17 protein-coding genes and 1 pseudogene are annotated in these 26,427 nt (G+C 71.0%); 11 read left to right on the top strand and 7 right to left on the bottom strand.

What is annotated here, in order from left to right:
* Window positions 1–1,716 precede the first annotated feature (1,716 nt).
* The 3 genes from ACZ3I4_RS23135 to ACZ3I4_RS23145 all read right to left on the bottom strand — a co-directional run bounded on the left by ACZ3I4_RS23135 (window position 1,717) and on the right by ACZ3I4_RS23145 (window position 4,274).
* Window positions 1,717–2,448, bottom strand: a complete 732-nt coding sequence (locus tag ACZ3I4_RS23135) for a hypothetical protein (protein WP_465384066.1) — start codon at window positions 2,446–2,448, stop codon at window positions 1,717–1,719.
* Window positions 2,449–2,490: 42 nt separating this feature from the next.
* The gene (locus ACZ3I4_RS23140; protein WP_465384067.1) at window positions 2,491–3,615 is read right to left on the bottom strand and encodes a glycerophosphodiester phosphodiesterase; all 1,125 of its coding nucleotides are present in this window, start codon (window positions 3,613–3,615) and stop codon (window positions 2,491–2,493) included.
* A 110-nt stretch (window positions 3,616–3,725) separates the two neighbouring features.
* On the bottom strand, window positions 3,726–4,274 hold the full coding sequence (locus ACZ3I4_RS23145; protein ID WP_465384068.1) for a GtrA family protein: 549 nt from the start codon (window positions 4,272–4,274) through the stop codon (window positions 3,726–3,728).
* Window positions 4,275–4,381: 107 nt separating this feature from the next.
* Between ACZ3I4_RS23145 and ACZ3I4_RS23150 the strand changes: the two are divergent.
* A pseudogene (locus tag ACZ3I4_RS23150) lies at window positions 4,382–4,951 on the top strand (DUF2306 domain-containing protein); the annotation flags it as partial.
* Between the two features lie 23 nt (window positions 4,952–4,974).
* Here the strand turns inward: ACZ3I4_RS23150 and ACZ3I4_RS23155 are convergent.
* Window positions 4,975–7,914 carry a glycine--tRNA ligase gene (locus tag ACZ3I4_RS23155; protein WP_465384069.1) on the bottom strand — a complete coding sequence of 980 codons (2,940 nt, stop codon included), beginning with the start codon at window positions 7,912–7,914 and terminating at the stop codon, window positions 4,975–4,977.
* 44 nt (window positions 7,915–7,958) lie between these two features.
* Between ACZ3I4_RS23155 and ACZ3I4_RS23160 the strand changes: the two genes are divergently transcribed.
* The 3 genes from ACZ3I4_RS23160 (at window position 7,959) to ACZ3I4_RS23170 (ending at window position 11,932) form a co-directional block, all read left to right on the top strand.
* The gene (locus tag ACZ3I4_RS23160) at window positions 7,959–9,101 is read left to right on the top strand and encodes an acyl-CoA dehydrogenase family protein (protein ID WP_465384070.1); all 1,143 of its coding nucleotides are present in this window, start codon (window positions 7,959–7,961) and stop codon (window positions 9,099–9,101) included.
* A gap of 22 nt (window positions 9,102–9,123) precedes the next feature.
* Window positions 9,124–11,262 (top strand): FUSC family protein, encoded by a 2,139-nt coding sequence (locus ACZ3I4_RS23165; RefSeq protein ID WP_465384071.1) that lies wholly within the window; start codon window positions 9,124–9,126, stop codon window positions 11,260–11,262.
* A gap of 64 nt (window positions 11,263–11,326) precedes the next feature.
* A complete protein-coding gene (locus tag ACZ3I4_RS23170; RefSeq protein WP_465384072.1) occupies window positions 11,327–11,932 on the top strand; it encodes a hypothetical protein in 606 nt (201 codons plus the stop codon).
* On the opposite strand, the gene ACZ3I4_RS23175 is transcribed toward ACZ3I4_RS23170, so the two are convergent.
* Window positions 11,879–13,426: a diguanylate cyclase domain-containing protein gene (locus ACZ3I4_RS23175; RefSeq protein WP_465384073.1), complete on the bottom strand. Its 1,548-nt coding sequence runs from the start codon at window positions 13,424–13,426 to the stop codon at window positions 11,879–11,881. The genes ACZ3I4_RS23170 and ACZ3I4_RS23175 overlap by 54 nt on opposite strands.
* Window positions 13,427–13,604: 178 nt before the next feature.
* Between ACZ3I4_RS23175 and ACZ3I4_RS23180 the strand changes: the two genes are divergently transcribed.
* Window positions 13,605–16,055, top strand: a complete 2,451-nt coding sequence (locus tag ACZ3I4_RS23180; protein ID WP_465384074.1) for a LamG-like jellyroll fold domain-containing protein — start codon at window positions 13,605–13,607, stop codon at window positions 16,053–16,055.
* Between the two features lie 779 nt (window positions 16,056–16,834).
* Here ACZ3I4_RS23180 and ACZ3I4_RS23185 read toward each other — a convergent pair.
* Entirely contained in the window at window positions 16,835–17,458 is a 624-nt protein-coding gene (locus tag ACZ3I4_RS23185; RefSeq protein ID WP_465384075.1) for a hypothetical protein, read from the bottom strand.
* Window positions 17,459–17,629: 171 nt separating this feature from the next.
* Between ACZ3I4_RS23185 and ACZ3I4_RS23190 the strand changes: the two genes are divergently transcribed.
* From ACZ3I4_RS23190 to ACZ3I4_RS23200, 3 genes are all read left to right on the top strand, one after another.
* A complete protein-coding gene (locus ACZ3I4_RS23190; protein WP_465384076.1) occupies window positions 17,630–19,396 on the top strand; it encodes a glycoside hydrolase family 6 protein in 1,767 nt (588 codons plus the stop codon).
* A gap of 73 nt (window positions 19,397–19,469) precedes the next feature.
* On the top strand, window positions 19,470–20,225 hold the full coding sequence (locus ACZ3I4_RS23195) for a PP2C family protein-serine/threonine phosphatase (RefSeq protein WP_465384077.1): 756 nt from the start codon (window positions 19,470–19,472) through the stop codon (window positions 20,223–20,225).
* 74 nt (window positions 20,226–20,299) lie between these two features.
* The gene (locus ACZ3I4_RS23200; RefSeq protein WP_465384078.1) at window positions 20,300–21,016 is read left to right on the top strand and encodes a hypothetical protein; all 717 of its coding nucleotides are present in this window, start codon (window positions 20,300–20,302) and stop codon (window positions 21,014–21,016) included.
* 276 nt (window positions 21,017–21,292) lie between these two features.
* Here ACZ3I4_RS23200 and ACZ3I4_RS23205 read toward each other — a convergent pair whose 3' ends face one another.
* Window positions 21,293–22,126: a hypothetical protein gene (locus ACZ3I4_RS23205; protein WP_465384079.1), complete on the bottom strand. Its 834-nt coding sequence runs from the start codon at window positions 22,124–22,126 to the stop codon at window positions 21,293–21,295.
* 445 nt (window positions 22,127–22,571) lie between these two features.
* Here ACZ3I4_RS23205 and ACZ3I4_RS23210 point away from each other — a divergent pair, with 445 nt between their 5' ends.
* From ACZ3I4_RS23210 to ACZ3I4_RS23220, 3 genes are read left to right on the top strand one after another with little or no spacing between them, the layout of a single operon-like run.
* Window positions 22,572–24,404, top strand: coding sequence for a ferric reductase-like transmembrane domain-containing protein (locus ACZ3I4_RS23210; protein WP_465384080.1), 1,833 nt, complete (start codon window positions 22,572–22,574; stop codon window positions 24,402–24,404).
* A complete protein-coding gene (locus ACZ3I4_RS23215) occupies window positions 24,401–25,873 on the top strand; it encodes an NADH-ubiquinone oxidoreductase-F iron-sulfur binding region domain-containing protein (RefSeq protein ID WP_465384081.1) in 1,473 nt (490 codons plus the stop codon). The genes ACZ3I4_RS23210 and ACZ3I4_RS23215 overlap by 4 nt, the downstream gene beginning before the upstream one ends.
* Window positions 25,870–26,427: a TlpA family protein disulfide reductase gene (locus ACZ3I4_RS23220; RefSeq protein WP_465384082.1), complete on the top strand. Its 558-nt coding sequence runs from the start codon at window positions 25,870–25,872 to the stop codon at window positions 26,425–26,427. Before ACZ3I4_RS23215 ends, ACZ3I4_RS23220 begins: the two co-directional genes overlap by 4 nt.

The following is a 26,427-nucleotide window of genomic DNA, read 5'->3' on the forward strand; positions in this document are numbered from 1 at the left end:
GCGCCCCGCCGCCCTGCGCCGTTTTTATCGCCGTCTGCTAATGCCCAAGCCGACCTTCTTCTCCTTTCCTGAATGTGCATTGCTGGGGTGGAGGGGTCGCATCCATTTAAACGATTCAAGCCGTTTATGAAAAGCCGGATTATTTGCTGAGTTCAATGGGCGATTGGCATGATCCAATACTGACATGGTGTAGCTGGGGTGCGAAAGAATTAGGCATGGGTCAGATGTCGTTGTTCAGCCGGGCCGAGACTGCTGCTATGCGCGATCGGACTCTGGGGCGCAGATACTCGGCGGAGCGGGAAGCGTTTCGGCGTGAGCATGAGCGGCATCGTTCGTGGGGGCTGAAGCGGCGTCATGCGGAGAAGATGCGGCGGCTGCGTGAACTTGGTCTGGCGTCGTCTGTCCAGTTGCCCGAAGCTGAGCGGCCCAGCCAGCCGGTCTCGCCTGCGCCGGAGGAGGAGCTGATGGCGCCGGTTCCGCCGTCGCGGTCGGTTTCAGGGTCTGCCCCGCCAGTCCGGGCTCGAGTTGTCGGTTCGCGGGCTGCCGGTGGACCGTCTGAGCCGGGTCGGGTCGTCGGCCTGCGTCGGGGTTCGGGTTCTGCGGTTAGAGAACGGAGCTTGGATGGGGGTTTATTGCATTTCTTTGGTTCCTGTTCGGGAATGGTTTCGGTTACAGTCGATGCCGTATTCAGGCGTCGGGTGCGGGAAACTCATCGTGCTGTGGTCGAGGTTAGAAAAGATCTCTTGGCGATGTTGGGTGGCGGCGGGCTGGTTTGTGGTGGGGGGATTGGAGCGGCAGTTTCTGTCGGGGGGCGACATGGCTGCGTTGGGGGATGTGGCAGTTGCGCTGCTAAAGCAGATGCGGCACGGCTTGAACGGGCCTTGGATTGGGGTTTGGCATTTTTGACTTTCACTTGCGCTGGAGGTTGGCAAAGAAGCCGGCCTGGCGGGGTGGCGTGTTCGAGGCAACCCCTAGGTGTGCTCAGCTCCTTGCGGGATGGGGGACCGCTTGACTCCCTCGAGCGGGATCGCCATGCGTGGTGGTCGGTGAGGATTAGCTGCTCCTCCGGAGGACGACCAAGGTCATGCCCTGAGCTGGAAGGCGGCCGCGAACAGAGACGAGAACTGGTGCGGCGCCGAGGTGGTGGCGGGTGCGGCTGTCAGACCTCCGGCCTACGCCTCAGCTCAGACCTAACCAGGTTCAGGCTGGTCACGCTCGGGGCGCGCCCAAGCCCGGCGGGATGCCGAGGCTCAACCGGACGCACGGGCTCAAGTCGGCCGCCGAGGGCCAGTGGGAGGCCCGGGTTCAACAGCGTCGCCCCCGGCGGGGCGGGCCGACTGCGGAACAGGTTGAGCGACGCGAGCATGCTCGCCGCCGCCGAGGAACTGGCGGAGCGAGATCCCCGGAATCAGCGGCCGCCAGGTCCAGCAGCGCCAGGTCTAGGTCACGGCCAAGCCCCGACCAGGCCAAGCATGCCGAGCCGAATAGGGTCCAAGCCCGATCCGAGGAGCACTCCAGCCCGGTCCAAACAGATCCCGCCCGACCCATCCGAGCAGACCCAAGCCCGTCCCGAGCAGGCCCAAGCCCGTCCCGAGCAGAGCCAAGCCCGACCGAGCAGCCCCGCACCGATCCGAGCAGACCGAAGCCCGGCCAAGCAGGCCTGGCCCGACCGAACCGACCCAGCCCGGCCCGAGCAGGCCTGGCCCGGGCCGAGGGCTAACGACGGGGCGTGGAAAGGAGTTCGTCGAGGACGGCCGCAACCAGGGTGTGGTTGTGGACGTCGACTACGCGGACGAGAGGGGAGGCCGCAATGGCAGCCAGGCGTTTGTTGCGGCAGGTGGTGGGGTTTGTGGCTGCGGCGGCGATGTTGTCGGCGGCTCGGCCTGTGCCTGCCAGCACCAGCACGGGGCGGTGCTGGGCCAGGCTGTGTTCGGCGTCGGTTATGGCTATTTCGCCGCCGTTTGCCAAGACGGTCAGGCTGGGGCGGTTGGCGGAGAGGGCCGCGGCCACGGCGGCCAAGTAGGGGACCTCGTCGCCCCACGTGTCGCCTGGGGTCAGTACGAAGTGTGAGTGGTGGTGGTCCAGGGGGGCCGCGTCGGGGTTGGGCGGGTGGTGGCCGGGATAGGTGATTGTTCCGGTTGCCGCCACGCCGATCAGGGGGAACGGGAAGCCGGCGGCTCGGGATTCGCCCAGCAGGCGCATTACGCCGGCGTTGGTGCCTCCGTCGACTGCCGCCGCCTGGTGGGTTCGGATGGCGGGGGCGATCAGGTCGGTGAAGACGGGGGCTAGATTTTCGCCGGTGAGGCCGCCTGCGCCGCCGACCATGACCAGCACGGGGGTGGGGGCGGGTAAGGCCAGTGCGGCCACGGCGGCGGGCACGGCGTCGGGGGTGGTGACGAACGCCGCGACGGCGCCGTGTGAGCCGGGGAGCCGCACCACGGTCGGCATGCAGGGAACCCTACTGGGGACCGTGGTGCGGGCACCATTCAGCTAGACGAACGTGCGCGCCAGGACGCCGATGTCGGGCTGGTCGGTGAACAGGCCGTCGATGCCCGTACGGAGGAAGGTGATCTGCTCGTCGATGGCCTTGCCGTACGCGTTCGGGTCGGTGCCTACCCGCAGGTCGGCCGGCAGGAACTGGTTTTCGGCGCGGAACGTGTAGGGGATGACCTTGAGTCCGGCCGCGTGGGCGTCGCGGACCAGCGGGGTCGGCGTGCCCAGGGTTCCGTCGGCGTTGCGGGGGATGATCTGGTTCTTGTCGGGGCCGATTCCGTCGACGTACGACGAAAGCTCCTTGAGCCCGGCGGGGGTCAGATACTGGGCGTACGTCCTGGTGTCGTTGAACGGGCTGCCCGCGGCGCTCGTCAGGAACACCAGGTTGACCTGCACCCGGTACTGCTGGTGCAGCACCTTGAGGTTGGCCGCCTCGAACGACTGGATCCACACCCGGGCGCCGCGCCGGTCCAGACGGTTGCGGCGCAGCGTCTGCACGAGCGGGGTCTCCAGCTCCAGGCCCAGCCGGCGGAAGTACGTGGGGTGCTTGGTCTCCGGGATGACACCGATGTCGCGGCCCAGCTCCTTCGACAGCCGGGCCCGCAGCTCCAGCACCTCCTGGAAGGTCGGCACCTGGAACAGGCCGTCGTAGAGGGTGTTCTCCTGGCGTACGGCGGGCAGCCGCTCAACCGCGCGCAGGGTCTTCAGCTCGGCCAGCGTGAAGTCCTCGGTGAACCAGCCAGTGACGCTGACCCCGTCGAGCGAGACCGTCTTGCGGCGCCCGGCGAACTCCGGGCGGCTCGCCACGTCGGTGGTGCCGCCGATCTCGGGCTCGTGCCGGCACACCAGCACGTGGTCCTTGGTCGTGACCAGGTCGGGCTCCATGTAGTCGGCACCCATCCGGGCCGCGAGCTCGTACGACGCGAGGGTGTGCTCCGGCCGGTAGCCGGAGGCGCCGCGGTGGCCGAACACCTCGGTTTCCTTGCGGCCCCCGCTGTGCGTGAAAGCGGGCGAGGCAACCGCCCCGGCCAGAGCGGGAGCCGGCGAGGCAACCGCCCCGGCCAGAGCGGGAGCCGCTGCGGCGACGGCGCCCATGCGCAGCACCTGACGTCGGTCAGCCACGAATCCTCCACGGGACTCGCCGCCGGCGTACCTCGCCGGGGGTCCCGTGTGCAGTCGAAGGGACTGGATCGACGCCCCGGCGACCTTGACGTGGCGGGCGCGGAAACGGATCAGGAAGCGTCTGTCCGACCCGGCTCCGGCGCGCCGGCCGCCCGCCGGTGGCCGAGCATCCGGGCCTTGCTGCGCGGTCCGGGCCGGCTCGCCCGGCGGGGCTGCGGCTCCGGGAAGACGAACCGCTTCAACGCCCACAGCCGGAACACCATGGCGATCAGCGTGCCCAGAACGATGCCGCTCACGAAGTCGGCGACCTCCTGCACGGGCCGGGTCACGTCGGGCACCCGCAGGTCGAGCACGTAACGCGAGACGCCCAGCGGAATCAGGTTGAGCACGATGGCGACGGCGCTGACCGTGAAGAACATCAGAGCCTCGTGGTGGCGCTCACGTCCCCCGCGATGCCGGAACGACCACTCCCGGTTCAGCACGTACGACAACACGGTGGCGAGCGTGGTGGCGATGGCCAGCGCGGTGACCGGCTTCTCGTGCAGGACGGTCAGCTTCAGCGCGTAGTTGATGCTCGTCGTCACCAGGAAGCAGACACCCCCGACAAGCAGGAATTTCGCCGCTTCGTGGTGTTTGCTCCACATCCGGGTCAGCCACATTCCCGCGACCGTAGTACTAAAGGACAAGCCGTTCTCGTTCCGAGGTCCGGTTCAGGCGGAGCCCGTACGCCGATGAGTTCGCCCTCCGTTCCGGCGACGCTGCATGCATGTCCAAGCTTGTGCCGGCCGGGCTGATCGCCCTGGCGCTCGTACCCTCCGTGGCCGGAGTGGCCCGCCTGGGCTCCCTGGCCGCCGGTGACGCCCCCGCGCGCTTCGCCGACCTGCCCGCCCCGGTCGTGGCCCACATCGCCGGCGCGCTGATCTACAGCCTCGTCGGCGCCTTCCAATTCGACACTTCGTTCCGCCGTACGCACCCCGCCTGGCACCGCCGAGCCGGCCGGCTGCTGGTGGTGGCCGGCCTGGCCGTCGCCGTCAGCGGCGCGTGGATGACCCTGTTCTCCGACCTGCCCGCCAACGACGGAGCCGTGGTCAACGCCGCCCGCCTCGTCGTCTCCGGCCTGATGGCGTACGGGCTGGTGATCGCGGTCGTGGCGATCCGCCGCGGGAACATTCGCCGCCACCGGGCGTGGATGATCCGCGCGTACGCGCTGGCGCTGGGAGCGGGCACGCAGGCGTTCACCCTGGGCCCGCTCACAGCGGTCAACGGCGGCATGCCCGGCGTCCGGGTTCGCGCGGCCGGCATGCTGCTCGGCTGGGCGATCAACGTGGCCGTCGCCGAGTGGATCATCAGGCGGCGCGGCTACAGGCGCAGCTCCGGCCAGTCCAGCAGGCCCTCGCCCAGATCGCGGACGGAAGCCAGCAAGCCCAGGCGGGCCGCCCGCAGGGCCGGGTCCTCGGCCATCACGAAGACCTCGTCGAAGAAGCGGGACAGGGGCTCGACCAGCGGTTCCACCGCGGCCGTGAAGGCCACCAGGTCGGTGCCGTAGTCGGCCTTCACGCCGGCCACGGCCTCGTGCAGGGCCAGCTCGGCCGGCTCGGCGAGGACGGCCGGGTCGTAGCCGGCGGCGGTGCCGGCCGGGAGGATGCGGCGGGCCCGCTGGAGGGCGGCGGCCGCCGCCACGAAGCTGGGGTTGCCGGTCAGGGTGTCCAGCTGGGACAGCATGGTGTCGACGACCGACGGGCGGGCGTAGTGGCCGATCGCCGCGCGGACCCGGTCGACCGGCTTGCCCTCCTCGGTGAGCACCTGCTCGAGACGGCGGGCCAGGAAGTCGCCGGCCGCCTCGACCACGGAGGCCGAGACCTCGACCGGCTGCTGGGCGGCCGCGGCGCGCAGGCCGTCGAGGAGCGAGAGGCCGGACAGGGCCGGGTGGGCGCGGTGCACCGCGAGCAGACCGAGCACGGCCCGGCGTACGGCGAAGGGGTCGCTGCTTCCCGTGGGCAGCCCGACCGTTGCGGCCAGGCCGGCCACCAGGTCGAGGCGGTCGGCCAGGGAGAGCAGGGCCCCGGGGATCGAGGCGGGCAGGGCGTCGCCGGTGTTGCGGGGGAGTTCGGCCTCGTAGACGGCCTGGGCGACGTCGCGCGGCTCGCCCGCGTGCAGGGCGTAGTCGCGGGCCATCACGCCGGCCAGGCTGGTCATCTCGGTGACCAGCTGGGAGCCGAGGTCGAACTTGACCAGGCGGCCCGCGCGGCCCAGCGTGGCCGAGGACAGCCCGAGCGATTCGGCCAGCGAACCGGCCAGGGTGGCGATGCGGCCGGCCCGGTCGGCCATCGAGCCCAGCTTGTCGGTGAAGGTGAGGCGGGACAGGCGGTCGCGCATCTCGGTCACCGGCATGGCTCGGTCGGCGCGGTAGAAGAACGCGGCGTCCTCGTAGCGGGCCCGCAGCACGGCCTCGTTGCCGGCCCGGACCAGTTCGATGTCGACCGGGCCGTTGGCGACCGTGACGAACATGGGGAGCAGCGAGCCGTCGGCCGACCGTACGGGCAGGTAGCGCTGGTGTTTGCGCATGACCGTGGTCAGCACGGCGTCGGGCAGCGACAGGTAACTCTCGTCGAACGTGCCCAGCAGCGGCGTCGGCGACTCGACCAGATAGCTGATCTGCTCGATCAGCGCGGCTTCCCCGGCGACGTCGACGCGGCCCTCGGGATACACCTCGTCCTGCGCGCCGGTGACGATCAGGTCGTGGCGGTCCTCCTGGTCGGCCACGATGCCGGCCAGCGCGAGCGTCTCCATGAACGTCTCGGCCGACGCGACCGCCATGATCGGCTCGGCCGCCGTACGCAGGAGCCGGGTCTTGCGGTCGGCCGAGAGCGTGCCCACCGCGACCGGCACGACGTCGTCGCCCCACAGGGCGGTCAGCCAGCGGATCGGGCGGCTGAATGAGAGCTGCGGGTCGTTCCAGCGCATGTTTTTGGCCGCGCGCAGACCGGTCACGACCTTGGCCAGCACCGGCGCCAGCACCTCGGCCGCGTTGCCGCCGACCTCGTGCTTCTCGACCGCGTGATGCTCGGCGCCGCCGAAGGTCGCGGTCGTCAGGTCGTCCACCGAGACGCCCTGGCCGCGGGCGAAACCGGCCACGGCCTGGTCCGGCGCGCCGACCTTGGGGCCCTTCACCTGGCGTACGTGATCGGCCTCGCGGGCCGCGACCGAGGGCACCAGCGCGATCAGCCGCCGGGGGGTCGCGAACACCCGCACCTCGTCGTGCTCGAGGCGGGTGCCGGCCAGGCCCTCGGTCAGCACCCGCCGCACCTGGTCGCGGGCGGCGCGGGCCTCGGACGGCGGCAGTTCCTCGGTGCCGATCTCGAAGATCAGCGCACGGGCGTCCGCGCGGGCGGCGGGCGCGGCCAACGCGGAGGCGGCGGGCAGCGGCGGCACGAGGCCGAGCGGGTGACCCATCTCGTCGCGGCGGGCCACCCACAGCTTGGCGACCTCGCCGGCCAGGCGGCGCATGCGACCGAACTCGGAGGCCCGGTCGGCGGTCGAGACGGCGCCGCGCGAGTCGAGCACGTTGAACGCCTGCGAGCACTTGAGCACGTACGTGTGCGCGGGGACCGGCAGTCCGGCGTCGATCAGCCGCTGCGCCTCGGCCGCGTAGATCTCGAGCAGCTGACGGTTGGCGGCCACGTCGGCGTCGTCCAGGTAGTACCGCGACATCTCGTACTCGCTCTGGCCGAACACCTCCCCGTACGAGATGCCCGGGGCGTACTCGATCTGCTTGAAGTGGGTCTTTTCCTGCAGGGCCATGAGGATGCGCTCGATGCCGTAGGTGATCTCGACCGACACCGGCTCCAGGTTGAGCCCGCCCGCCTGCTGGAAGTACGTGAACTGGGTGATCTCGAGGCCGTCCAGCCAGACCTCCCAGCCCAGGCCCCACGCGCCGAGCGCCGGCGAGGCCCAGTTGTCCTCGACGAACCGGACGTCGTGCCGGGCCACGTCGATGCCCAGAGCGGCCAGGCTGCCCAGGTAGAGCTCCTGCGGGTTGCCCGGATCGGGCTTGAGGATCACCTGCATCTGGGTGTGGGTCTGCAGCCGGTTCGGATTTTCGCCGTAGCGCGAGTCGTCGGGCCGCACCGACGGTTCGACGTAGACCACGCGCCACGGCTCCGGGCCCAGCACCCGCAGGAAGGTGGCCGGGTTGAGCGTGCCCGCGCCGACCTCGGTGTTCATGGGCTGGACGGTCAGGCACCCCTGAGCCGTCCAGTACGCGGTCAACCGGGCCAGCGCGTCCTGCATGGTGAGCATGGGACCGAAGTCTAGGACGGGCCCCGCGCGGGTAGGTACCGAACATGCTCGCCGGAGACCTTTACGCCTTTCAGGACCTGTTGCCGGCCGACGAGGCCGCCGTCGTGGAGCGGGTGCGCGCGTTCCTCGACGACGAAGTCGTGCCAATCGCGAACGATCAGTGGCAGCGGGCCGAGTTCCCGCAACATCTGATCAAGCGGTACGCCGGGCTCGGCATCGCCGGGCGGGAAGGCTCGTCGCTGCTCAACGGCTGGCTGGCCCTCGAGATGGCCCGGGCCGACGCGTCGATGGCCACGTTCTACGGCGTGCACGCGGGTCTGGCCATGGGCAGCATCACGATGTGCGGCTCGGCCGGGCAGCGGGAGCGCTGGCTGCCCGCGATGGCGTCGTTCGACCAGGTCGGGGCGTTCGCGCTGACCGAGCCGACGGGTGGCTCGGACGTGGCGGCCGGGCTGCGCACGACGGCCCGGCGCGAGGGCGACGAGTGGGTGCTCGACGGGCAGAAGCGCTGGATCGGCAACGCGACCTTCGCCGACCTGATCGTGGTCTGGGCCCGTGACATCGAGGACGACCAGGTCAAAGGCTTTGTCGTACGCGGTGACGCCCCCGGCTACGAGGCCACCAAGATCGAGAACAAGATCGCCCTGCGTACGGTGCAGAACGCCGACATCAAGCTGACCGGCGTACGGGTGCCCGAGGCGGACCGGCTGCAGAACGCGAACTCGTTCAAGGACACCGCGAAGGTGCTGCGGCAGACGCGCAGCGGGGTCGCCTGGGAGGCCGTGGGGGTGATGCTGGCCGCGTACGAGATTGCCCTGAACTATGCCAAGGAGCGCGAGCAGTTCGGGCGGCCGATCGCCAAGTTCCAGCTCGTGCAGGACCTGCTCGTGCGCATGCTGGGCAACGTCACCGGCTCGCTGGGCATGTGCGTGCGCCTGGCCCAGCTGCAGGACGAGGGAAAGTACCGCGACGAGCACTCGGCGCTGGCCAAGGCGTACTGCACGACCCGGATGCGCGAGGTGGCCGGCTGGGCCCGCGAGCTGCTGGCCGGCAACGGCATCGTCCTCGACTACAACATCGGCCGTTTCGTCGCCGACGCCGAGGCGCTCTACTCGTACGAGGGCACCCGCGAGATCAACACGCTGATCGTCGGGCGGGCCGTCACCGGCGAAAGCGCTTTTGTCTGAGGCCCGTGCGAGACTGCCCTGCATGTGGGGGTGGGTGCTGGGGCGTGACCCGCAACTTGTCGTCGTGCGGCGGGCCGTCCGGGTCACGCTGGTCGCCTGCCTGGGGTTCTACCTCTGCCGGTACGTGCTCGGCAGCGCGTCCATGGCGCCGTACGCGTTGTTCGGGGTGGTCGCCCTGGGTGCGCTCTCGCAGATACCGGGCTCGCCCCGGCAGCGCGCGCGCACGCTGATCGCCGTCCTGCCGGTCGGGTGGGCGCTGGTCACGCTGGGCACGATGCTGTCGTTCAACGACGTCGCGGCGGCCGCGGGCGTGTTCGTGCTCGGCTTCGCGGTGAGCTTCGTCGGCGTCGGCGGGCCGCGTCTCGTCGGGCTGGCGGCCGGCATGCAGCTCCTCTACATCCTTCCGTGCTTCCCGCCGTACGATCCGGGTTCGCTCCCGGAGCGGCTGGCCGGGCTCACCCTCGCCGTCGTGCTGCTGGCCGGGGCCGAGCTGGTGCTGTGGCCCGACCCCACGCCGCCGCCCTACCGGCACCGGCTGGCCGGCGCGGTCTCGGCGCTGGCCCTGTGCCTGCGGGCGCTGGCCGACGACCGGTCGCGCCTGGCCGCGCTGGTGCCCGAGGCGACCGAGGCGGCCGACGCGCTGCGGCCCTCGCGCCTGCCGCCGACCGAACGACCCGCCTCGGCCGGGCGCCGCGACCGGGCGCTCTCGGCCGCCGCGGGCACGGCCCGGCTGCTGCTCGGCCGGGCCGTCGACCTCTATTTCACCGACGATCGCGAGGCGGTGACCGCGCCCGCCGCGCGGAAGCTGCTGCGGGCCACAGCGGGCTGTGTCGAGGCCACCGGCGTCTGGCTGCGCGGCGACGGGCCGCTGCCCGACACCGACCACGTCACGGCGGCGATCAGCGACTTCCGCGCGGCCCGCATGAACACCGACCCCGGCGGGCTGCCGCCCGAGCGGCTGCGGTTCGGCGCGCTGGCCCTGTCGATGGGGGAGTGGACCAAGTCGCTGGTCGTCGCGGTGCGCGTGGCCGCCGGCGAGCCGCCGGGGCACCCCGATCCCACGCCGGCGTCCGCGCAGCCGGGGCAGTTCTGGTACGCGTACGAGCGAACGCCTCATCTCTGGTGGCACCGGCTCCGGGAAAATCTGACGCCCCGCTCGGTCGCCTTCCAGGGTGCCCTGCGCCTGGCCGCCGCGCTCGGCGCGGCCCGCCTGATCGCCGGGGTGCTCGATCTGTCGCACGGCTTCTGGGTGCTGCTGACGATCCTGACCGTGCTGCGCGCCTCGGCCGCCGAAACCCGTTCGACGCTGCGTCCCGCGCTGGCCGGCACGGTCGCCGGGTCGATCGTGGCCGCCCTGCTCCTGATGCTCGGGCTCGACCCGCTGGTCTACGTGATCGCCCTGCCGGTCGTGATGATCGCCGGGTTCGCGGCCGGCCCGCTGCTCGGCCTGGGCTGGTCGCAGGGCCTGTTCACGCTGGTCATCACGCTGGTGTTCGCGCAGGTGACCCCGGTCGACTGGCGCCTGGCCGAGCAGCGCGTGACCGACGTGCTCGTGGGCGCGGCCATCGGCGTGCTGATCGGCCTGTTCGCCTGGCCGCGCGGCCGCGCGGGCGAGCTGCAGCGCGCGGTGGCCACGTTCCTGGCCTCCGCGGCCGCGGTCGTGCGCGAGACGGTCGACGTCATGGCGATGGGCCGCACGCCGGGCGACGCGTTGCCCAGGGCCCGGCGTGCGGGACAGCTGGCCGAGGCCTCGTTCGCGCTCTACCAGAGCGAGGGGCACCCCACCGCGTCGCTCGACTGGCAGGCCACGCTGATCGCCGGTCATCACGCGGTCCGCGGCGCCGAGGCCCTGGTGCGCTCCTGCCCGGCCGGCGGCCTGCTGCCGTGCGTGACCCAGCTGACCGCCCTGGCCGGGGACGTCGCCGCGAGCTACGACCGTGCGGCCGGACGGCTGGCGCGCGGCGAGACCCCGGCCCGGCCGCCGGCGGTCGCCGCACCCCAGGAATGGCCGGACGACCTCGGCCAGGACCTCTACGTCATCGCCGACCTGCGGGTGTGGCTCGACGGCCTGCGCGAGGACCTGACCAACCTGACCGGCCGCCCCGAGCTCGGCGACGACCTGCGCGATCGGGTGGCCCACGTGGCGGACGGCGCGACGTGAGCGGACCGCGTTAGATTCCGGATAAACCGGACCTTGTCCCGGTGGATGCGGGACGCTGGGTCGGGTGAAGGCCGGGCGTACGGAAGCTGCCGAGGGCGTCGAGCAGCGCATCGAGACGACGCTGCACGCGTACCCGGGGCTGAGCCTGACCAGGATCCCGCCGGCGCAGCTGGTGTCGCCGCCGACCCGCGAAGGGGTCCGGGTGCTGCGCGGCGGCCGGCTGCCGGGGCTGGGCGAGCTGACCGACGAGGTGTACGCGACCATCCGCGAGCTGTGGGAGCAGGCCGGCTGCCGCATCGAGGGCTACGGCCGCACGCTCGTCGTGCACGACCCGGCCGGCTACGTGATCACGCTGACGCAGCAGCCTGGCGACGACCCGATCCTGACCGTGGCGTCCCCGCCGATCCCGGCCCGGCTCATCGACCCGCCGCTGCTCGCGGGGCTGCTCGGCGGGCTCGCGCTGGGCTGCATCGGCCCGTGCTCCGCGGTCGGGCCGATGACGCTCTTCCCGTCGCTGGCCGGGCTGGCCGCGCCGTTCTGGGGCTGGATCCCGCTCTACCTGCTGATCGGCGCGGGCTCGGTGTGGCGCCCGGAGACCCGGCGGTTCGGCGTGGGCCTACTGGTCAGCGGCGCCCTGGTCGGCATCACCGTGGCCTGGTTCTTCTCCTGAGAACCGCCGGAAGCCGCCCCCGTCGTCCTTGGTGTCCCGTTTCGCCTCGTACATGGCCGCGTCCGCGCCCTTCATCAGCGCCTCGTAGCCGGTCGCGTCCTCGGGGTAGAGCGCGATGCCCACGCTGCCGCCGACCCGCAGTTCCCGGCCCTCGATCGTGAACGGCTGACGCAGCCGCTCGCAGATCCGCGCGGCCACGGCGTTCGCCACGGAGTCGTCCGGGTCGTGGGTGAGCAGGATCGCGAACTCGTCGCCGCCCAGCCGGGCCACCACGTCGTTGTCGCGCACCGCCCCGAGCAGCCGCTTGGCCACCTGCTGCAGCAGCACGTCGCCGGCCTGGTGCCCCGCGGTGTCGTTGACCTGCTTGAACCCGTTGAGGTCGAGCATCATCAGCGCCACCCGGCCGCGCGTGGCCTGAGCCTCCAGTACGGCCTGTCCCGCCTGCTCGATCAGGTGCGTACGGTTGGGCAGGCCGGTCAGCGAGTCGTGGAACGCCTGGTGGCTGAGCTGGGCCACGTGGGCCTGGGCGGCCTGGCGCATGCCGGCGCTGTCGATGATGAGCGCGCCCTCGACCGAAACCTGCTCGGCCAGGATGCGGTCCTGGCTGGTCCACCCGCGGACCGCGGCCGAGTCCCCGACCACGATCAGGCCGACCGGTCCCTGGGCCGACATCAACGGCAGGGCCACGTACGCCTGCAGGTTCATCCGCCGGACCAGGCCGCCGGGGTGCAGCGGAGTGATGGCGGCGTTGCTGACGAGCGACGCCTGCCCGCCCTTGGTCGCCTGCCACACCGGTGACTCCGCGGCCGCCTGCCCGACCAGCTCGTGCAACTGGTCGTCGCCGCCGGGCAGGTTGACGCCGTGCACGTAGCGGATCGTGCCCTCGGCGTCGGTCAGATACACGGCGCCGTGCTCGGCCCGGAATCCGTCGGCGGCCGAGGAGACCAGGATTCGGGCGGCGGCCTCGACGCTGGAAGCGGCCATGCCGGCCTCGAACAGCTGGCGGATGGTGCTCGACGCGTGCGCGAGGAACTGACGCTGCCGCTCGGCCGCGAGCGACTGCAGCGTGGTCGCCAGGTGCAGGGCGAGCGAGGCCAGCAGGTCGGGGCGCAGCGCTTCGAGCCGGCTGCCGGTGAGCAGCAGCACGCCGACGCTCTGCCCGCCGATCCGCAGCCGTACGGTCATCTGCTCGCCGGAGACCGTCGGCTTGGCCCCGGCCGCCTGCCGCAGCACCTTGCCCGCGGTGAACAGGTCACGGGAGCCGGCCGGGCCGACCCGCGCGATCACGTTCATGCCGGTCTCGGTGTCGAGCTCGAAGACGGTGGCCGCGGTCAGGCCGGCCGCCTCACGCAGGTGGGGTTCGGCCCGGTCGAGCACGTGCTGGACCGAGGGGGTGTCCTTGGTCATGAACGAGACGAGGTCGGCCAGCAGCGCGTCCTGGGGGTCCACCCCGAGGACGGCGGCGGTCCCGCCCGCACTCGTGCTCACGCTCATGCCCTGAGAAATCGGCACCCGTACGCCCGGGTTGACGGACAGCCGGTCGCGTTTCGGGTGCAGTCGGGCACATATCGATCCCCATCAACCCTTGACGGGATCTGAGAAAGATTGTTGAGTTGTGTTTGCTCCTGAGTGGGCCCGAGCGCAACCTTTGCCACCGAAGGGAACATCGCGCGTGAAAACACATCGCGGCGTGCTTGCCGCCCTGTCCGCAGCCGCCCTCCTCGTGGTGGGCGCGGCCGCCCCCGCCAGCGCCGCCCCCGAATGGCATCCCGGGATCCCGCCCCTGGCCACCCCGTGGACCAGCAAGGTCGGCCCGGGCAACGCCCTGCCCGAATATCCCCGCCCCCAGCTGACCCGGTCCAAGTGGCAGAACCTCAACGGCGTCTGGGAGTTCGCCAAGGCCACCGCCGGGCAGGCCGTGCCCACCGGCCAGAGCCTCGGCGAACGCGTCCTGGTGCCGTACCCGATCGAATCTGCCCTGTCCGGCATCCAGCGCCACGAGGACCGCATGTGGTACCGCAGGACCTTCACCGTGCCGGCCGGCTGGAAGATCGGATCGGGCAACCGGCTGAGGGTCAACTTCGGGGCGGTCGACTACGACTCGAAGATCTATGTCAACGGCACCGAGGTCGCCGCCCACCGCGGCGGGTACGACGGCTTCGAGGTCGACGTGACCGACGCGCTTCAGGGCACCGGGCCGCAGGAGCTGATCGTCTGGGCCGAGGATCTGACCGACGCCACCGGGCAGCCCATCGGCAAACAGCGCCGCACCAGCGACCGCGGCATCTTCTATCAGGGCAGCTCGGGCATCTGGCGTACGGTCTGGATGGAACCCGTGCCCGCGGCCTCGATCGGCGGGCTGACGATGACGCCCGCGCTGACCTCGCTGCGGCTCGCCGTGGACGCGCCGGCCGGGCTCACCGTCAAGGCCGTCGCCCGGGACGGATCCCGTACGGTGGCCTCGGTCTCGGGCGCCGCAGGCGCGACGCTGACGCTGCCGATCGCCAAACCCAGACTCTGGTCACCCGACAACCCGTTCCTGTACGACCTCGACGTGTCCCTGATCAGCGGGGGCCGCACGGTCGACACGGTCGGGTCGTACTTCGGCCTGCGCACGATCGGCTCGAAGAAGGGCCCCGACGGCAAGCTGCGGATCACGGTCAACGGCAAGATCGTGTTCAACATGATGAACCTCGACCAGGGGTTCTGGCCGGACGGCCTCTACACCGCGCCCACCGACGCCGCGCTGAAATGGGACCTGCAGCAGGACAAGGCGATGGGCTTCAACGCCGTCCGCAAGCACATCAAGGTCGAACCCGACCGCTGGTACTACTGGGCCGACAAGCTGGGCCTGCTCGTCTGGCAGGACATGCCGAGCGGCAACACCGGCCCGCTGCCCGCCGAGTGGCGTGGCCAGTTCGAGGCCGAACTGCACGAGATGGTCCGCGAGCACCGGTCCTGGACGTCGATCGTCGCCTGGGTGCCGTTCAACGAGGGCTGGGGCGAATGGGACCGGGCCGCCACCGGCCGCATCGCCGACGAAGTCAAGGCCCAGGACCCGTCCCGCCTGGTCAACGCGCACAGCGGCGTGAACTGCTGCAACTCCAAGGGCGACTCCGGCCGCGGCGACGTGATCGACTTCCACCAGTACCTCGGCCCGGCCTCCCCGACCCCGTCGGAAACCCGGGTGGCGATCGACGGCGAACACGGCGGCTACGGCCTCAAGACGTCCAACCACATGTGGTTCGGCGACGGGCAGGCCTACGAGATGGTGCCCGACCAGGCCACGCTGACCGCCAGGTACGTGGCCAACCAGACCGACGTGCTCACCGCGGCCGAACGCTGCGGCATCAGCGCGGCCATCTACACCCAGATCACCGACGTCGAGGGCGAGCTCAACGGCTTCTTCACGTACGACCGGCAGGTCACCAAGATGGACCTGCGCAAGGTCAAGGCGATCAACCAGAAGATCATCCGAGAAGCGGACGGCTCGGGCTCCTCGATTCCGCAGCCCCCCGCGGGCACCCCCGGACTGGAGGGAATCGCCTACTGGCCGCTCGACGGCTCGTACGGGACGCTCACCCCCGTCGGCGCCCCCACTTTCGTCGAAGGGCACAACGGCCAGGGCGTTTCGATCAACGGCTCGTCACAATTCCTGGACGCCGGAAAACCAGTCCTGAACACAGCGTCCGACTATTCCGCGGCCGCCTGGGTCAAACTCGACAAGGCCGACGGCGCCTTCCAGACTGTCGTTTCCCAGGACGGCCCCTCGAACAGCGACTTCTTCCTGCAATACTCCGGGGCCGACCAGCGGTTCGCGATGAGCTTCGCCGGCATCCGGGCGCTCGGACCGGCCAAGCCCGAGGTCGGCAAGTGGTATCACCTGGTCGGCGTGCGGGACACCGTCAAAGGCGAACTACGCCTGTACGTCGACGGCGAACTGGCCGGAACGGCGAGCGCATGCCTCCCGCAGGGCGCGCCGACGGGAAACACGGTGATCGGCCGGGGCAAGTACGGCGGGAATCCGGTCGACTACCTGGACGGAACGGTCGACCAGGTGCATCTTTACGACCGTGCTCTGTCTGCGGGTGAGATTCGGGAGCTCTACTCGTCGAACAACTGATTTCCCTGAACGAAAACGCCGCGCCGGGGCATTCCGGTGCGGCGTTTTCTTTTGGCCGGTTGAAACCGCGATGGTGTGGCGGCCTGGCCGGTGCGGTTCAGGGCCGGCGTGGCGGGGGCGCTCGCCGGTGGGGGCCGCGGGTGGTCTCGCGCCCGTGGACGGTGATCGCCGTGGAGGCGGGCGTTTCGGCGTTGGTGGCGGCTGCGCTGGGGATGGCGGCTGCGCAGGCGGCACTGGCGGTGGCGGCGCTGGCCGGTTGGCGGCGCTGGCCGGTGGCCGCGCTGGCGGTGGCACTGGCCCGTGGCGGCGCTCGTGGCGGCTGCGCTCGCGAGACCGGCGCTTGTGGCATCGGCCGTGCGTTAGCTCGCAGGGCCGGGCCGCCGTCGGCGAGTATGTGCTGTACCGGCGCGCGCCCGTCCCTGATCTTGGCGCGCACCACAGGGGCCCGCCCTCCACCGGGGGCCCCCGACCACCACCATTTTATCGAGCCGGGCCGATCTTCGGACGAGGCCTGTGGACAACTCGGGTTTGTGGACAGCCGCCGCCGTTCGGTGTCGACGTGGTATGAGCGGTGGCCGAAGGGCGGCAAGTCCGTCGTGCGCGCCGGCCTTCCGTGATGCGTTGCAGAGCAGAGGCCGGCCTGCCCGGGCGTGCGTCACAGAGCCAAGAACCGGTCTGGCGTTGCGGCGTGGAGGCGGCTCTGAGTAAGCGCGGTTGCGGGTGCGTGTGGCAGTCGAGGACGACGGTGTCGGGTGCGGCCAGACGAGGGCTGCGCGGACCTACGGCTGCATCGACGACGACTCGGGCTGTGCGGCCGTCTGGCGGCGGGCCTCGGTCACGTCGGCCATCAGGTCGTCCCAGTCGGGGTCGGAGCGCAGCGGGGCCAGGCCGGCCGGGCCGCCGACCCGGGCGTTGGCGTACTCCCACCAGGCGGCGACGCGTACGGGCCAGAGGCCGACCCGCATGGCGCCGGCCAGGAAGCAGCGGTGGGCGAGCAGGGTGGCGGCCAGGGTTTCCGGCTCGAGGTCGAGGGCCGGGTCGTCGATGGCCTTGCCCAGGGCCCGTACGTCGCGGTGCATCTCCGAATACGAGATCAGGTTGGGCATCGCGGGGATGCGGCGGTGGGCGCCCTTTTCGACCAGGTCGTCGGCGTAGACGGGGGTGAACACCATGTCGTCGACGGTCACGATCAGCGGCAGGACCTCGCGGCCGCGTTTGAGGTCGAGCTGTACGGCGGGGGCGCGGGTCGGGACGAAGACGGACTCGGCGGTCATCACGTCGTCCGGCGCGAGCTGGGCTGTATCGCCGATTGCGGGGATGTGCACCCAGAGCAGACCGCGCTTGATGGTGACCTCGACCCCCGGAACCTCGGACAGCGCCTCGGTCAGCTCATATACGTGCACGCGTCCGTTATACGGCATGGGCCCAAGGGGTGCGCGTTGTTAACAGGCGATTGCGGTGGGAGCGCTCCCATGTCATGCTGTCGAAACAGCCGGGGAGCGATGCCCCTCGATATCCCGGTTGATCCCCCGGCGCCCTGGGGCGCCACCGCGCATGTCTCGAGGAGCCACCACATGAGACCTGTCCTCATCCGCGGTCTGACCGCGGCCGCCGCCGCGTCGCTCGTCACGGGGGTGGGCATTTTCGCCGCCACCAGTGCGAGTGCCGCGGCCGGCTGCCGGGTCGACTATTCCGCCAACAGCTGGAGCACCGGCTTCACCGGCACGGTCAACGTGACCAACCTCGGTGACCCGATTTCCGGCGGCTGGCGCCTGACCTGGTCGTTCGCGGGGAACCAGCAGATCACCCAGGGCTGGAGCGCGACGATCACGCAGTCCGGCCAGAACGTCACGGCGACCAACCCCACCTGGTCGGCGTCGCTTCCGACCAACGGCAGCGCGAACTTCGGCTTCAACGGAAGCTACTCGGGCACCAACACCGCGCCCACCACGTTCTCGCTGAACGGCGTGGCCTGCACCGGCGCGACCGGCCCGACGACGCCCCCGGTGACCACCCCGCCGACGACGCCGCCCACCACCCCGCCGACCACGCCCCCGACCACCCCGCCGACGACCCCGCCGGCCGGCGTCAAGGTCGACAACCCGTACGCGGGTGTGAAGGGCTACGTCAACCCGGAGTGGAAGGCGAAGGCCGAGGCCGAGCCCGGCGGCAACCGGGTCTCGAACAACCCGACCGCCGTCTGGCTGGACCGGATCGCCGCGATCGAGGGCACCGACAGCAGCAGCTCCAACGGCTCGATGGGCGTACGGGATCACCTGGACGCGGCCCTGACGCAGAACGCCGGCTACATCCAGTTCGTGATCTACAACCTGCCCGGCCGGGACTGCGCCGCGCTGGCCTCCAACGGTGAGCTCGGTCCGAACGACCTGCCCCGTTACAAGGCGGAGTACATCGACCCGATCGCCGCGATCGAGGCCGACCCGAAGTACGCGAGCCTGCGGATCATCAACGTGATCGAGATCGACTCGCTGCCGAACCTGATCACCAACACCTCCGGTCAGGCCGGCGGCACGGCGACCTGCGACACGATGAAGGCCAACGGCGGGTACGTGCAGGGTGTCGGTTACGCCCTGAACAAGCTCGGCGCGCTGGGCAACACCTACAACTACGTCGACGCCGCGCACCACGGCTGGATCGGCTGGGACTCGAACTTCGGCCCCACCGCCGACATCATGCTCGAGGCCGCCCGCGCCTCCGGCAGCGTCAACAACGTGCACGGCTTCATCACCAACACGGCGAACTACTCCGCGCTGCGTGAGCCGTTCGTGCAGCCGACCACCACGGTCGGTGGCCAGAGCGTCCGGCAGTCGAAGTGGGTGGACTGGAACCAGTACACCGACGAGCTGACCTTCGCCCAGGCGTTCCGCACCAAGCTGGTCTCGATCGGCTTCAACTCGAACATCGGCATGCTGATCGACACCAGCCGCAACGGCTGGGGGGGCTCGGCCCGCCCGACCGCGGCCAGCAGCTCGACCGTGATCGACACCTTCGTCAACGAGTCGCGCATCGACCGCCGGATCCACGCCGGCAACTGGTGCAACCAGTCCGGTGCGGGTCTGGGCGAGCGCCCGACCGCGGCCCCGGCCGCCGGCATCGACGCGTACGTCTGGGTCAAGCCCCCGGGTGAGTCGGACGGCTCCTCCACGCTGATCCCGAACGACGAGGGCAAGGGCTTCGACCGGATGTGCGACCCGACCTACACCGGTAACGCCCGCAACGGCAACAGCCTCAGCGGTGCCCTGGCCGGCGCGCCGATCTCCGGCGCCTGGTTCTCGGCTCAGTTCCGCCAGCTGATGGCCAACGCTTACCCGGCGCTGTAGCGACGGGTAATTAGGACCGCCGGGCCCCGCTCTAACCCACGAGGAGCGGGGCCCGGTGTATTAGAAAGAACAGGTGGAAATCACCAAGGTCGCCTGGACCACTGCCGGTCGTCGCCTCACCGCGGCGGCCGGCAGTGTCGTGGGGGAGCGGTACGACACCAACTACGACGTAGTGCACCTCGACCCGGGCGGTCCGCTGGCGGTGGTGGCCGACGGCATGGGCGACGGGCCGGGCAGCACGGTGGCCGGCAGCACGGCCGTCGAGGTCTTCGTGCGCGAGGCCGCGGTGGGTGACGACGCGGCCGCGCTGCGGGCCGCGGTTTTCCAGGCCCAGGATTCCGTACGCCGGGCCGGCCGCACCCTGAACGGGCTGGCCGGCTGCACGCTGACCGCCCTGGTCGCGGCGGGCTCGTCGGACGGCGCGTCGGCCTGGATCGTGCAGCTGGGCGACTCCCGGGCCTACCGGCTGCGCGACGGCCTGCTCGACCTGCTGACCGTCGACCACACGATCGCCTGGCTGGGCATCCTGCACGGCTGGTTCGCGGCCGACTCCGACGAGGCCCGCGCCGCGCGCTACCGCCTGACCCGCTACGCCGGGCACCCCGACGCTCCCGAACCGGACCTGCTCAACGTGACCCTGCAGCCCGGCGACGTCTACCTGCTCTGCACCGACGGCGTCTCCGACCAGCTGACCTACGAGCACCTGACCCGGGTCCTGGCCACCGACGACCCCGGCGCGGCCGCGCACGCCCTGCTCGACGACACCCTGAGCGCGGGCGGCCGCGACAACGCCAGCGCGGTAGTCATCCGGGTGGAGCACACGGTCTAGGCCATCGCGCAAGATCGAGTCGGCTGCTTGAATGGTGGCTGATTCGCCGGCGCGACACCGAGGAGCTCTCAGGCATGGCAGCGGACGCCCCCGACGCACCGGTTCCCGAATCGACCGGGCAGCGGATGCTCGACGTCCTGGACAAGGCGATCGGCCTGCAGGCCGCGATGGTGCACAAGAACATCGCCCGGGCCCGCCAGCGGAACCCGGAGGCGACACCGGAGCAGGTGATCCGCAATCTCGAGCGGATGTACGTCAGCGCCCTGACCGGGACGGGGGCGGCGGTGGGCGGCACCGCGGCCGCGCCCGGGGTCGGCACGGGGGTCGCCCTGGCGCTGTCGGCCGGTGAGTTCTTCTCGTCGCTGGAGTTGAGTGCCCTCTATGCGCTTTCGATCGCCGAGGTCCACGGCGTTCCGATCGACGAGATCGAACGCCGCCGGACGATCGTCATGGGCATCATGCTCGGCGGATCCGGCAGCGCCACGATCTCCAAGGTCGCCGAGCGTACGGGGCAGCACTGGGGGCGTCAGGTGGTGGCCAAGGTGCCGGCCGAGACGCTGCGCCAGATCAACAAGGTCCTGGGCCGGCACTTCGTCACCAAGTACGGGACCAAGCAGGGGATCATCGTCCTCGGCCGGGTGGCTCCGTTCGGCATCGGCGCGGTGATCGGTGGCGGCGCCAACGCCGCCCTCGCGGCCCTGGCTGTGCGGGCCGGCCGGCGCGCGTTCGGCCCGGCCCCTCAGGAGTGGCCCGGCGGGTCGCCGGCCTCCGACGCCGAGCCGGGAGAGTGACGGACGGCGGCTGACCCGCGCCCCACGCGCAGAGCCAGCCGCTCATCCGCACCACTTCGTCCGGCGGAAACGGGCCGGCGCCGTCGCGGTCAAGGTGCCCACCCTGACCGGCCCCCGGGGAGTCGGACCCGCCGAGATGCACGAGCGAAGCAGCGAGCCACATCGGCGTTCCGGCATATGTGCCGAACGTAATGGCTCGCGGGCTGTTGGTAATAAACCTAGCGCGACCAGGCCGTGGGGACCTTAAAGGGAGTGGAACGGATTTACAGATCTCTCTTAAGTCCGCCGCCTGCGGGGCATGCTCTCGAAACCGGTGGGCAACATCTGCGTGTCGGCCGTCAAGGCCGTCCCGCGGCGGTTGCGCAGACGGAGCCGCAGAAGCATGCCGACGCCGAGGAAGACCATCAGCGCGCCGACGATCAGACCCACGCCGAGCACGTTCGAGCTGCTGGAAGCCGGGTTGAGGGCGGCCGTGCCGGAAGACGGGGCGGCCTCGGCCGGCGGCGGCGCCTCCTCCTCGACGGGCTCCTGTTCGTCGACCGGTTCCTCGGTCGGGGTGGCCGAGGGTGTCGGCGACGGGCTGTCGCTCGGTTCGGCCGCGACCGGGCTGACCACCTGGGCCTGCGCGCCGGTCGAGCTGAGCAGCCGGCCGGTGGCGTCGAAGGCCTGCGCCTGGAAGGTCACCTCACCGTCGTCGGGACCGGTGAACGCGATGTCCCAGCGGCCGGTCACCGTACGCCCCTGGCAGAGCTGCCCCGGATCGAGCCGCTCGTCGATCACCGTGGCCGTCTCGTCCTGCACGCCCGCGCGTACGGCGAAGGACTGGCCGTTCTCCACCCGGGTGACCCGGACCTGATCGAGGCTGACCCCCTTGGTCTCGATGGCCAGCGCCCACCGGACCTTGAGGCAGCGGCGGCCGCGGTCCGTGGAGACCACGGCGGTCACCGTGCGGGCGTTCTGGCCGATCGTGAACGTCTGCGGCGCCTGCCCGACCTTCACCTCGAAACCCGGCACGTCGGCGCGCGCGGGCGAGGGCCAGGCCACCGCCGCCACCGCGATCGCGACGAGGGCACCGCTGACTCGAGCCCCGCCTCGGGTCAGACGTCGCATGCCGATCATCTCCTTCAGGACTGAGGCCACAGTTGATGGTTCGCAGCGGAGGGCCGAAAGGTTCACCGGGTGCGCTGGGTCACTGCTCCGTGACGCCTTATTTTTCGCTTAGGCAGCTGTTTCTCCGGCGTGTCTCCGCAGGTCAGCGCCCATCTCGACCGGGTCGCTGGAAAGTACACGACAAAAGAACCGTCCGGCGTTCATCCGAACTCGCGTGCGGCACGTAGTTGGGGGATGGGCAGGGACCGGCCGATGCCGATCGCTGCCCGGCAACAACGTGATGCAGGGGGCATTCCCCACGGATGCCTGCGTCCCACCGCCCACGGGACGTGACCGCTGCGGAGAACGAGGAGTTATGGCCCGGACGAAGAACAACGAGCGATCCGCCAATCGTGTGGCCGTCGACGTCGGAGCTACCGGAACGCGCGAGCCCTCCAGGGGCGCCGTGGCGGTCCTTGCCGTAAGCGTGATCGCCGCCATCTGGGCGGTCGCGATGATGACCAAGCCCGGTCGCATCGGCTATGTGTACTTCTTCATGTACGCGGAGTTCTACATGGGCGTCATCACGCTCGTGTCGCTCTCCATCACGATCATGATCGGCCTGGTCTCCACCGACCGGCTGGTGCTCTCGATCCGTCAGCGCGTACTTCTGCAATCGGCCCACCGCACCACCGGCGTGATCGCGGTCGCCTCGCTCTTCGTGCACGTCTGGACCAAAGTCACCGAGAACCACGCCTCGCTGATCGACGCGTTCATCCCGTTCCTCTACCCCGGCGACAACAGGGTGTGGGTCGGGTTCGGCACGATGTCCGGCCTGATCATGATCCTGGTGATGTGGACCGGCATCGCGCGCTCCCGGTTCGTCGGCCGCGGCAGCCCCTGGATGTGGCGCGGCATCCACTCCATCTCCTACCTGATGTGGCCGATCGCCCTGATGCACGGTCTCGGCGCCGGTCGGCCCGCGGCCACCTGGGTCGTCGTCAGCTACATCGTCTGCGTGCTCGGTGTGCTGGTCGGCCTGGCCGTCCGCCTGTCGGTCTCGCTCAACCGCCGCAAGGACTTCGCCTCGACCGCCGCGTCGGGTGGCCTCAAGCCGGTCGGTTCGCTGGTGCCCACCAGCTCGCCGGCGATGCGCCGCCCCGGCCGCCGCGACCGTGAGCGGGCCGCCCCCGTCGAGCCCGAGCGGCTCGGCCCGGTCGCCGTGCTCGACACGTTCCAGCCGGCGCCGGTCACCGCTCCGCCCGTCGCCCCGCCGCCCGCCGACGACCTGGTCGCCCCGCGCCAGCGCCGGGGCCGCGCCGAGGAGGCGTTCGACGAGCCCACCGGCATGATGCCGCGGTACGACGAGGACGAGCGCCGGGGCCGCGGCCGCCGGGTCGAGGACGAGATCGAGTACGACGAGCCCCGCGGCCGCCGCTACCCGGGCGAAGACACCAGCACCCGGATGCGGCGTCCCGAGCTGGAGGACACGAGCGCCCGGATGCGACGTGCCGAGATCGAGGACACGAGCACGCGGATGCGGCGTCCCGAGATCGAGGACACCAGCACCCGGATGCGGCGCCCCGACTTCGAGGACACCAGTGCCCGGATGCGGCGTCCCGAGATCGAGGACACGAACACCCGGATGCGGCGTCCCGACCTGGAGGACACCCAGACGCGCATGCGCCGCGTGGAGATGGACGGCTTCGACGACACCCAGACCCGCATGCGCCGCGTCGAGATGGACGGCTTCGAGGACACCCAGACGCGGATGCGCCGTGTCGAGATGGACGGCTTCGAGGAGCCGGCCCCGCGCCGCCGCCGGTACGCCGAAGAGGACGAGCCCGCGCCCCGCTCGCGCCGCCAGGGTGACATGCCGCTCTACGAGGAGCCGCCGCGTTCCAGCCGGCACGCCGGCGGCTACGACGAGGTGCCCCGCCAGCGCGGGCGCTACGACGACGACGCGCCTCCGCCACGCCGTTCGCGTTCGGAATCCCGTTACGACCGGGAGACCGAGGATGCGCCCCGGGTCCGGCGCGACCGGGGCGCCGACATCTCAGGCGCCGATTCGGGGCGGCACAGCCGCAGCGGGTTTGTCGATCTCGCCGACAACCCCGATTATCTGGAGCCCGACGAGACGCCGACCCTGGTCGACATGGCGTCGCGTCGCGCTCGGCGGGAACAGCAGGACTCCGGACGCGTTCAGGCGGGCCGGGGAGCCCGCCGCGGTGGGCGCGGACGGGCGGAGGACGAGGCTGACGACGGTTACTGGTCGCAGCTGCGAGGGGAAGCGAATTGAGCGCGTCGCAGGTTCCGCCGGTCACCTCGATCGGCACTCCGCGGATCACCGCGGGCTTCGACGAGTACGGCCGTCTCGACCTGCTCGCGCACCAGGAGGTGCACGGCGGGTTCGCGGCGCTGTCCTCCGGTGAGCTGATCGGCCTGGCCGACCGCATCGAACTGCGCGGCCGGGGCGGCGCGGGCTTCCCGTTCGCCCGCAAGGTGCGCGCCGTGCTCGACTCGTGCCGCCGGCAGGAGCTGCCGCCGGTGATCGTGGTCAACGCGACCGAGGGTGAACCGCCGTCGTGGAAGGACAAGGCGGTGCTCACCCGGGCGCCGCACCTGATCCTCGACGGCGCCGCCCTGGCCGCGGCCGCGCTCGACGCGGAGGAGATCGTCATCGGCATCGCCGACGACGGCATCGGCCAGAGCTCGATCACCGCGGCCCTGGCCGAGCGGCGCATGCCCTGCCCGACCCGCATCGTCACCGTCCCGCACCGGTTCATCTCGGGCGAGGGCGGCGCGCTGGTGCGCGGCATCAACGGCGAGGCGCACATCCCGCCCGGCCGCAAGGTGCGTTCCAGCGACAACGGCGTCATGGGCCTGCCCACGCTGCTGTCCAACGCCGAGACGTATTCGCAGCTCGCGATCGCGGCCCGGCTGGGTCCGTGGGAGTACAACGCGGTCGGCATCCCCGAGGAGCCGGGCACGGTCATGCTGACCGTGGGCGGCTCGGCCACCAACCCGGCCGTGGTCGAGGCGCCGACCGGCACGCCGCTGATGGACGTGCTCAACATGTGCGGCGCCGACATCGGCCCGGGCCTGCTGGTCGGCGGTTACCACGGCAAGTGGATCACCGCCGAGGCCGCGCAGACCGTCACCATCTCGCGCAAGGGCTTCGCGGGCGTGGGCGGCACGCTCGGCGCGGGCATGCTGATCCCGATCGGCTCCAAGACCTGCCCGCTCGGCGAGGTCTCCCAGGTCGTGCAATATCTGGCCGGCGAGTCGGCCGGTCAGTGCGGTCCGTGCCGCCTGGGCCTGCCCGACCTGGCCCGCGCGGTCACGCTGGTGTCGCTCGGCGGTAACGCGGTCGAGAACGTGCGCCAGGCGGCCGGTGTGGTCAAGGGCCGCGGCGCCTGCAGCCACCCCGACGGCACGGCCCGGTTCGCGCTGTCCGCGCTCGAGGTGTTCGCCAAGGACGTCGAGGCGCACACCAACGGCGAGGGCTGCGGCAAGAGCGTCCGCGGGATCCTGCCGCTGCCCTACACGGCGGAACAGGGTGCGCGCCGGCTCGCGGTGGACTGGTCACGCTGCGACGGGCACGGGCTCTGCTCGGCCGTCGCGCCCGAGATCATCCGTCTCGACGCGAACGGCTTCCCGGCGTTCCCGCAGACGCCCCTGCCGCCGTGGCTCGAGAACGGCGCCCGCAAGGCCGTCAACGTCTGCCCGGCCCTGGCCCTGCGACTCACCGAGGCGGGAACCAAGTGAGACGGCGCGCTGTGCTGCTCTCGGCGGCGGGGGTGCTGTTCGCCGCCGGGTGCAGCAGCGCGCCCTCCGAGTCGTCGGCGTTCGTCGAGCCGGCCGCCGCGCCGGCCACGTCGGCCGCGCCGGAAGCCCAGGCCGACAAACCGGTCACGATCCCGGCGTCCCTCGAGTTCAGCGGCAAGACTCTTGACGGCCGGGCGTTCGACGCGACGACCCTGGCCGGCAAGCCCACCATCCTGTGGTTCTGGGCGCCCTGGTGTGCCACCTGCGCCAGTGAGGCCCAGAGCGTCCGCGATCTCCAGGAGGAGTACGGGGACCGCCTGTCGTTCCTCGGCGTCGCGGGCATGGGCGGCAACAAGGAGATGCACCAGTTCGTCGCCGATCTCGAGGTCGGCAACGTGACCCACCTCGACGACGGCGCCGGCAAGATCTGGAAGAAGTTCAAGATCACCGAGCAGAGCCTGTACGTGGTCCTGGACCGGGCGGGCAAGGTCGTGGTCACCGGCTATCTGGACGACCTGCAACTGACCCGCCAGGTGAAGTCGCTGGTCGCCTGA

Source organism: Actinoplanes sp. NPDC021490, from assembly GCF_055562135.1.

Bases quoted from the DNA above. Each gene is read 5' to 3' on its own strand.
- ACZ3I4_RS23155 (WP_465384069.1), bottom strand. From the start codon at position 7,914: ATGCTCACCATGCAGGACGCGCTGGCCCGGTTGACCGCGTACTGGACG.
- ACZ3I4_RS23160 (WP_465384070.1), top strand. From the start codon at position 7,959: ATGCTCGCCGGAGACCTTTACGCCTTTCAGGACCTGTTGCCGGCCGAC.
- ACZ3I4_RS23145 (WP_465384068.1), bottom strand. From the start codon at position 4,274: ATGTGGCTGACCCGGATGTGGAGCAAACACCACGAAGCGGCGAAATTC.
- ACZ3I4_RS23175 (WP_465384073.1), bottom strand. From the start codon at position 13,426: ATGAGCGTGAGCACGAGTGCGGGCGGGACCGCCGCCGTCCTCGGGGTG.
- ACZ3I4_RS23205 (WP_465384079.1), bottom strand. From the start codon at position 22,126: ATGCGACGTCTGACCCGAGGCGGGGCTCGAGTCAGCGGTGCCCTCGTC.
- ACZ3I4_RS23135 (WP_465384066.1), bottom strand. From the start codon at position 2,448: ATGCCGACCGTGGTGCGGCTCCCCGGCTCACACGGCGCCGTCGCGGCG.
- ACZ3I4_RS23190 (WP_465384076.1), top strand. From the start codon at position 17,630: ATGAGACCTGTCCTCATCCGCGGTCTGACCGCGGCCGCCGCCGCGTCG.
- ACZ3I4_RS23165 (WP_465384071.1), top strand. From the start codon at position 9,124: ATGTGGGGGTGGGTGCTGGGGCGTGACCCGCAACTTGTCGTCGTGCGG.
- ACZ3I4_RS23200 (WP_465384078.1), top strand. From the start codon at position 20,300: ATGGCAGCGGACGCCCCCGACGCACCGGTTCCCGAATCGACCGGGCAG.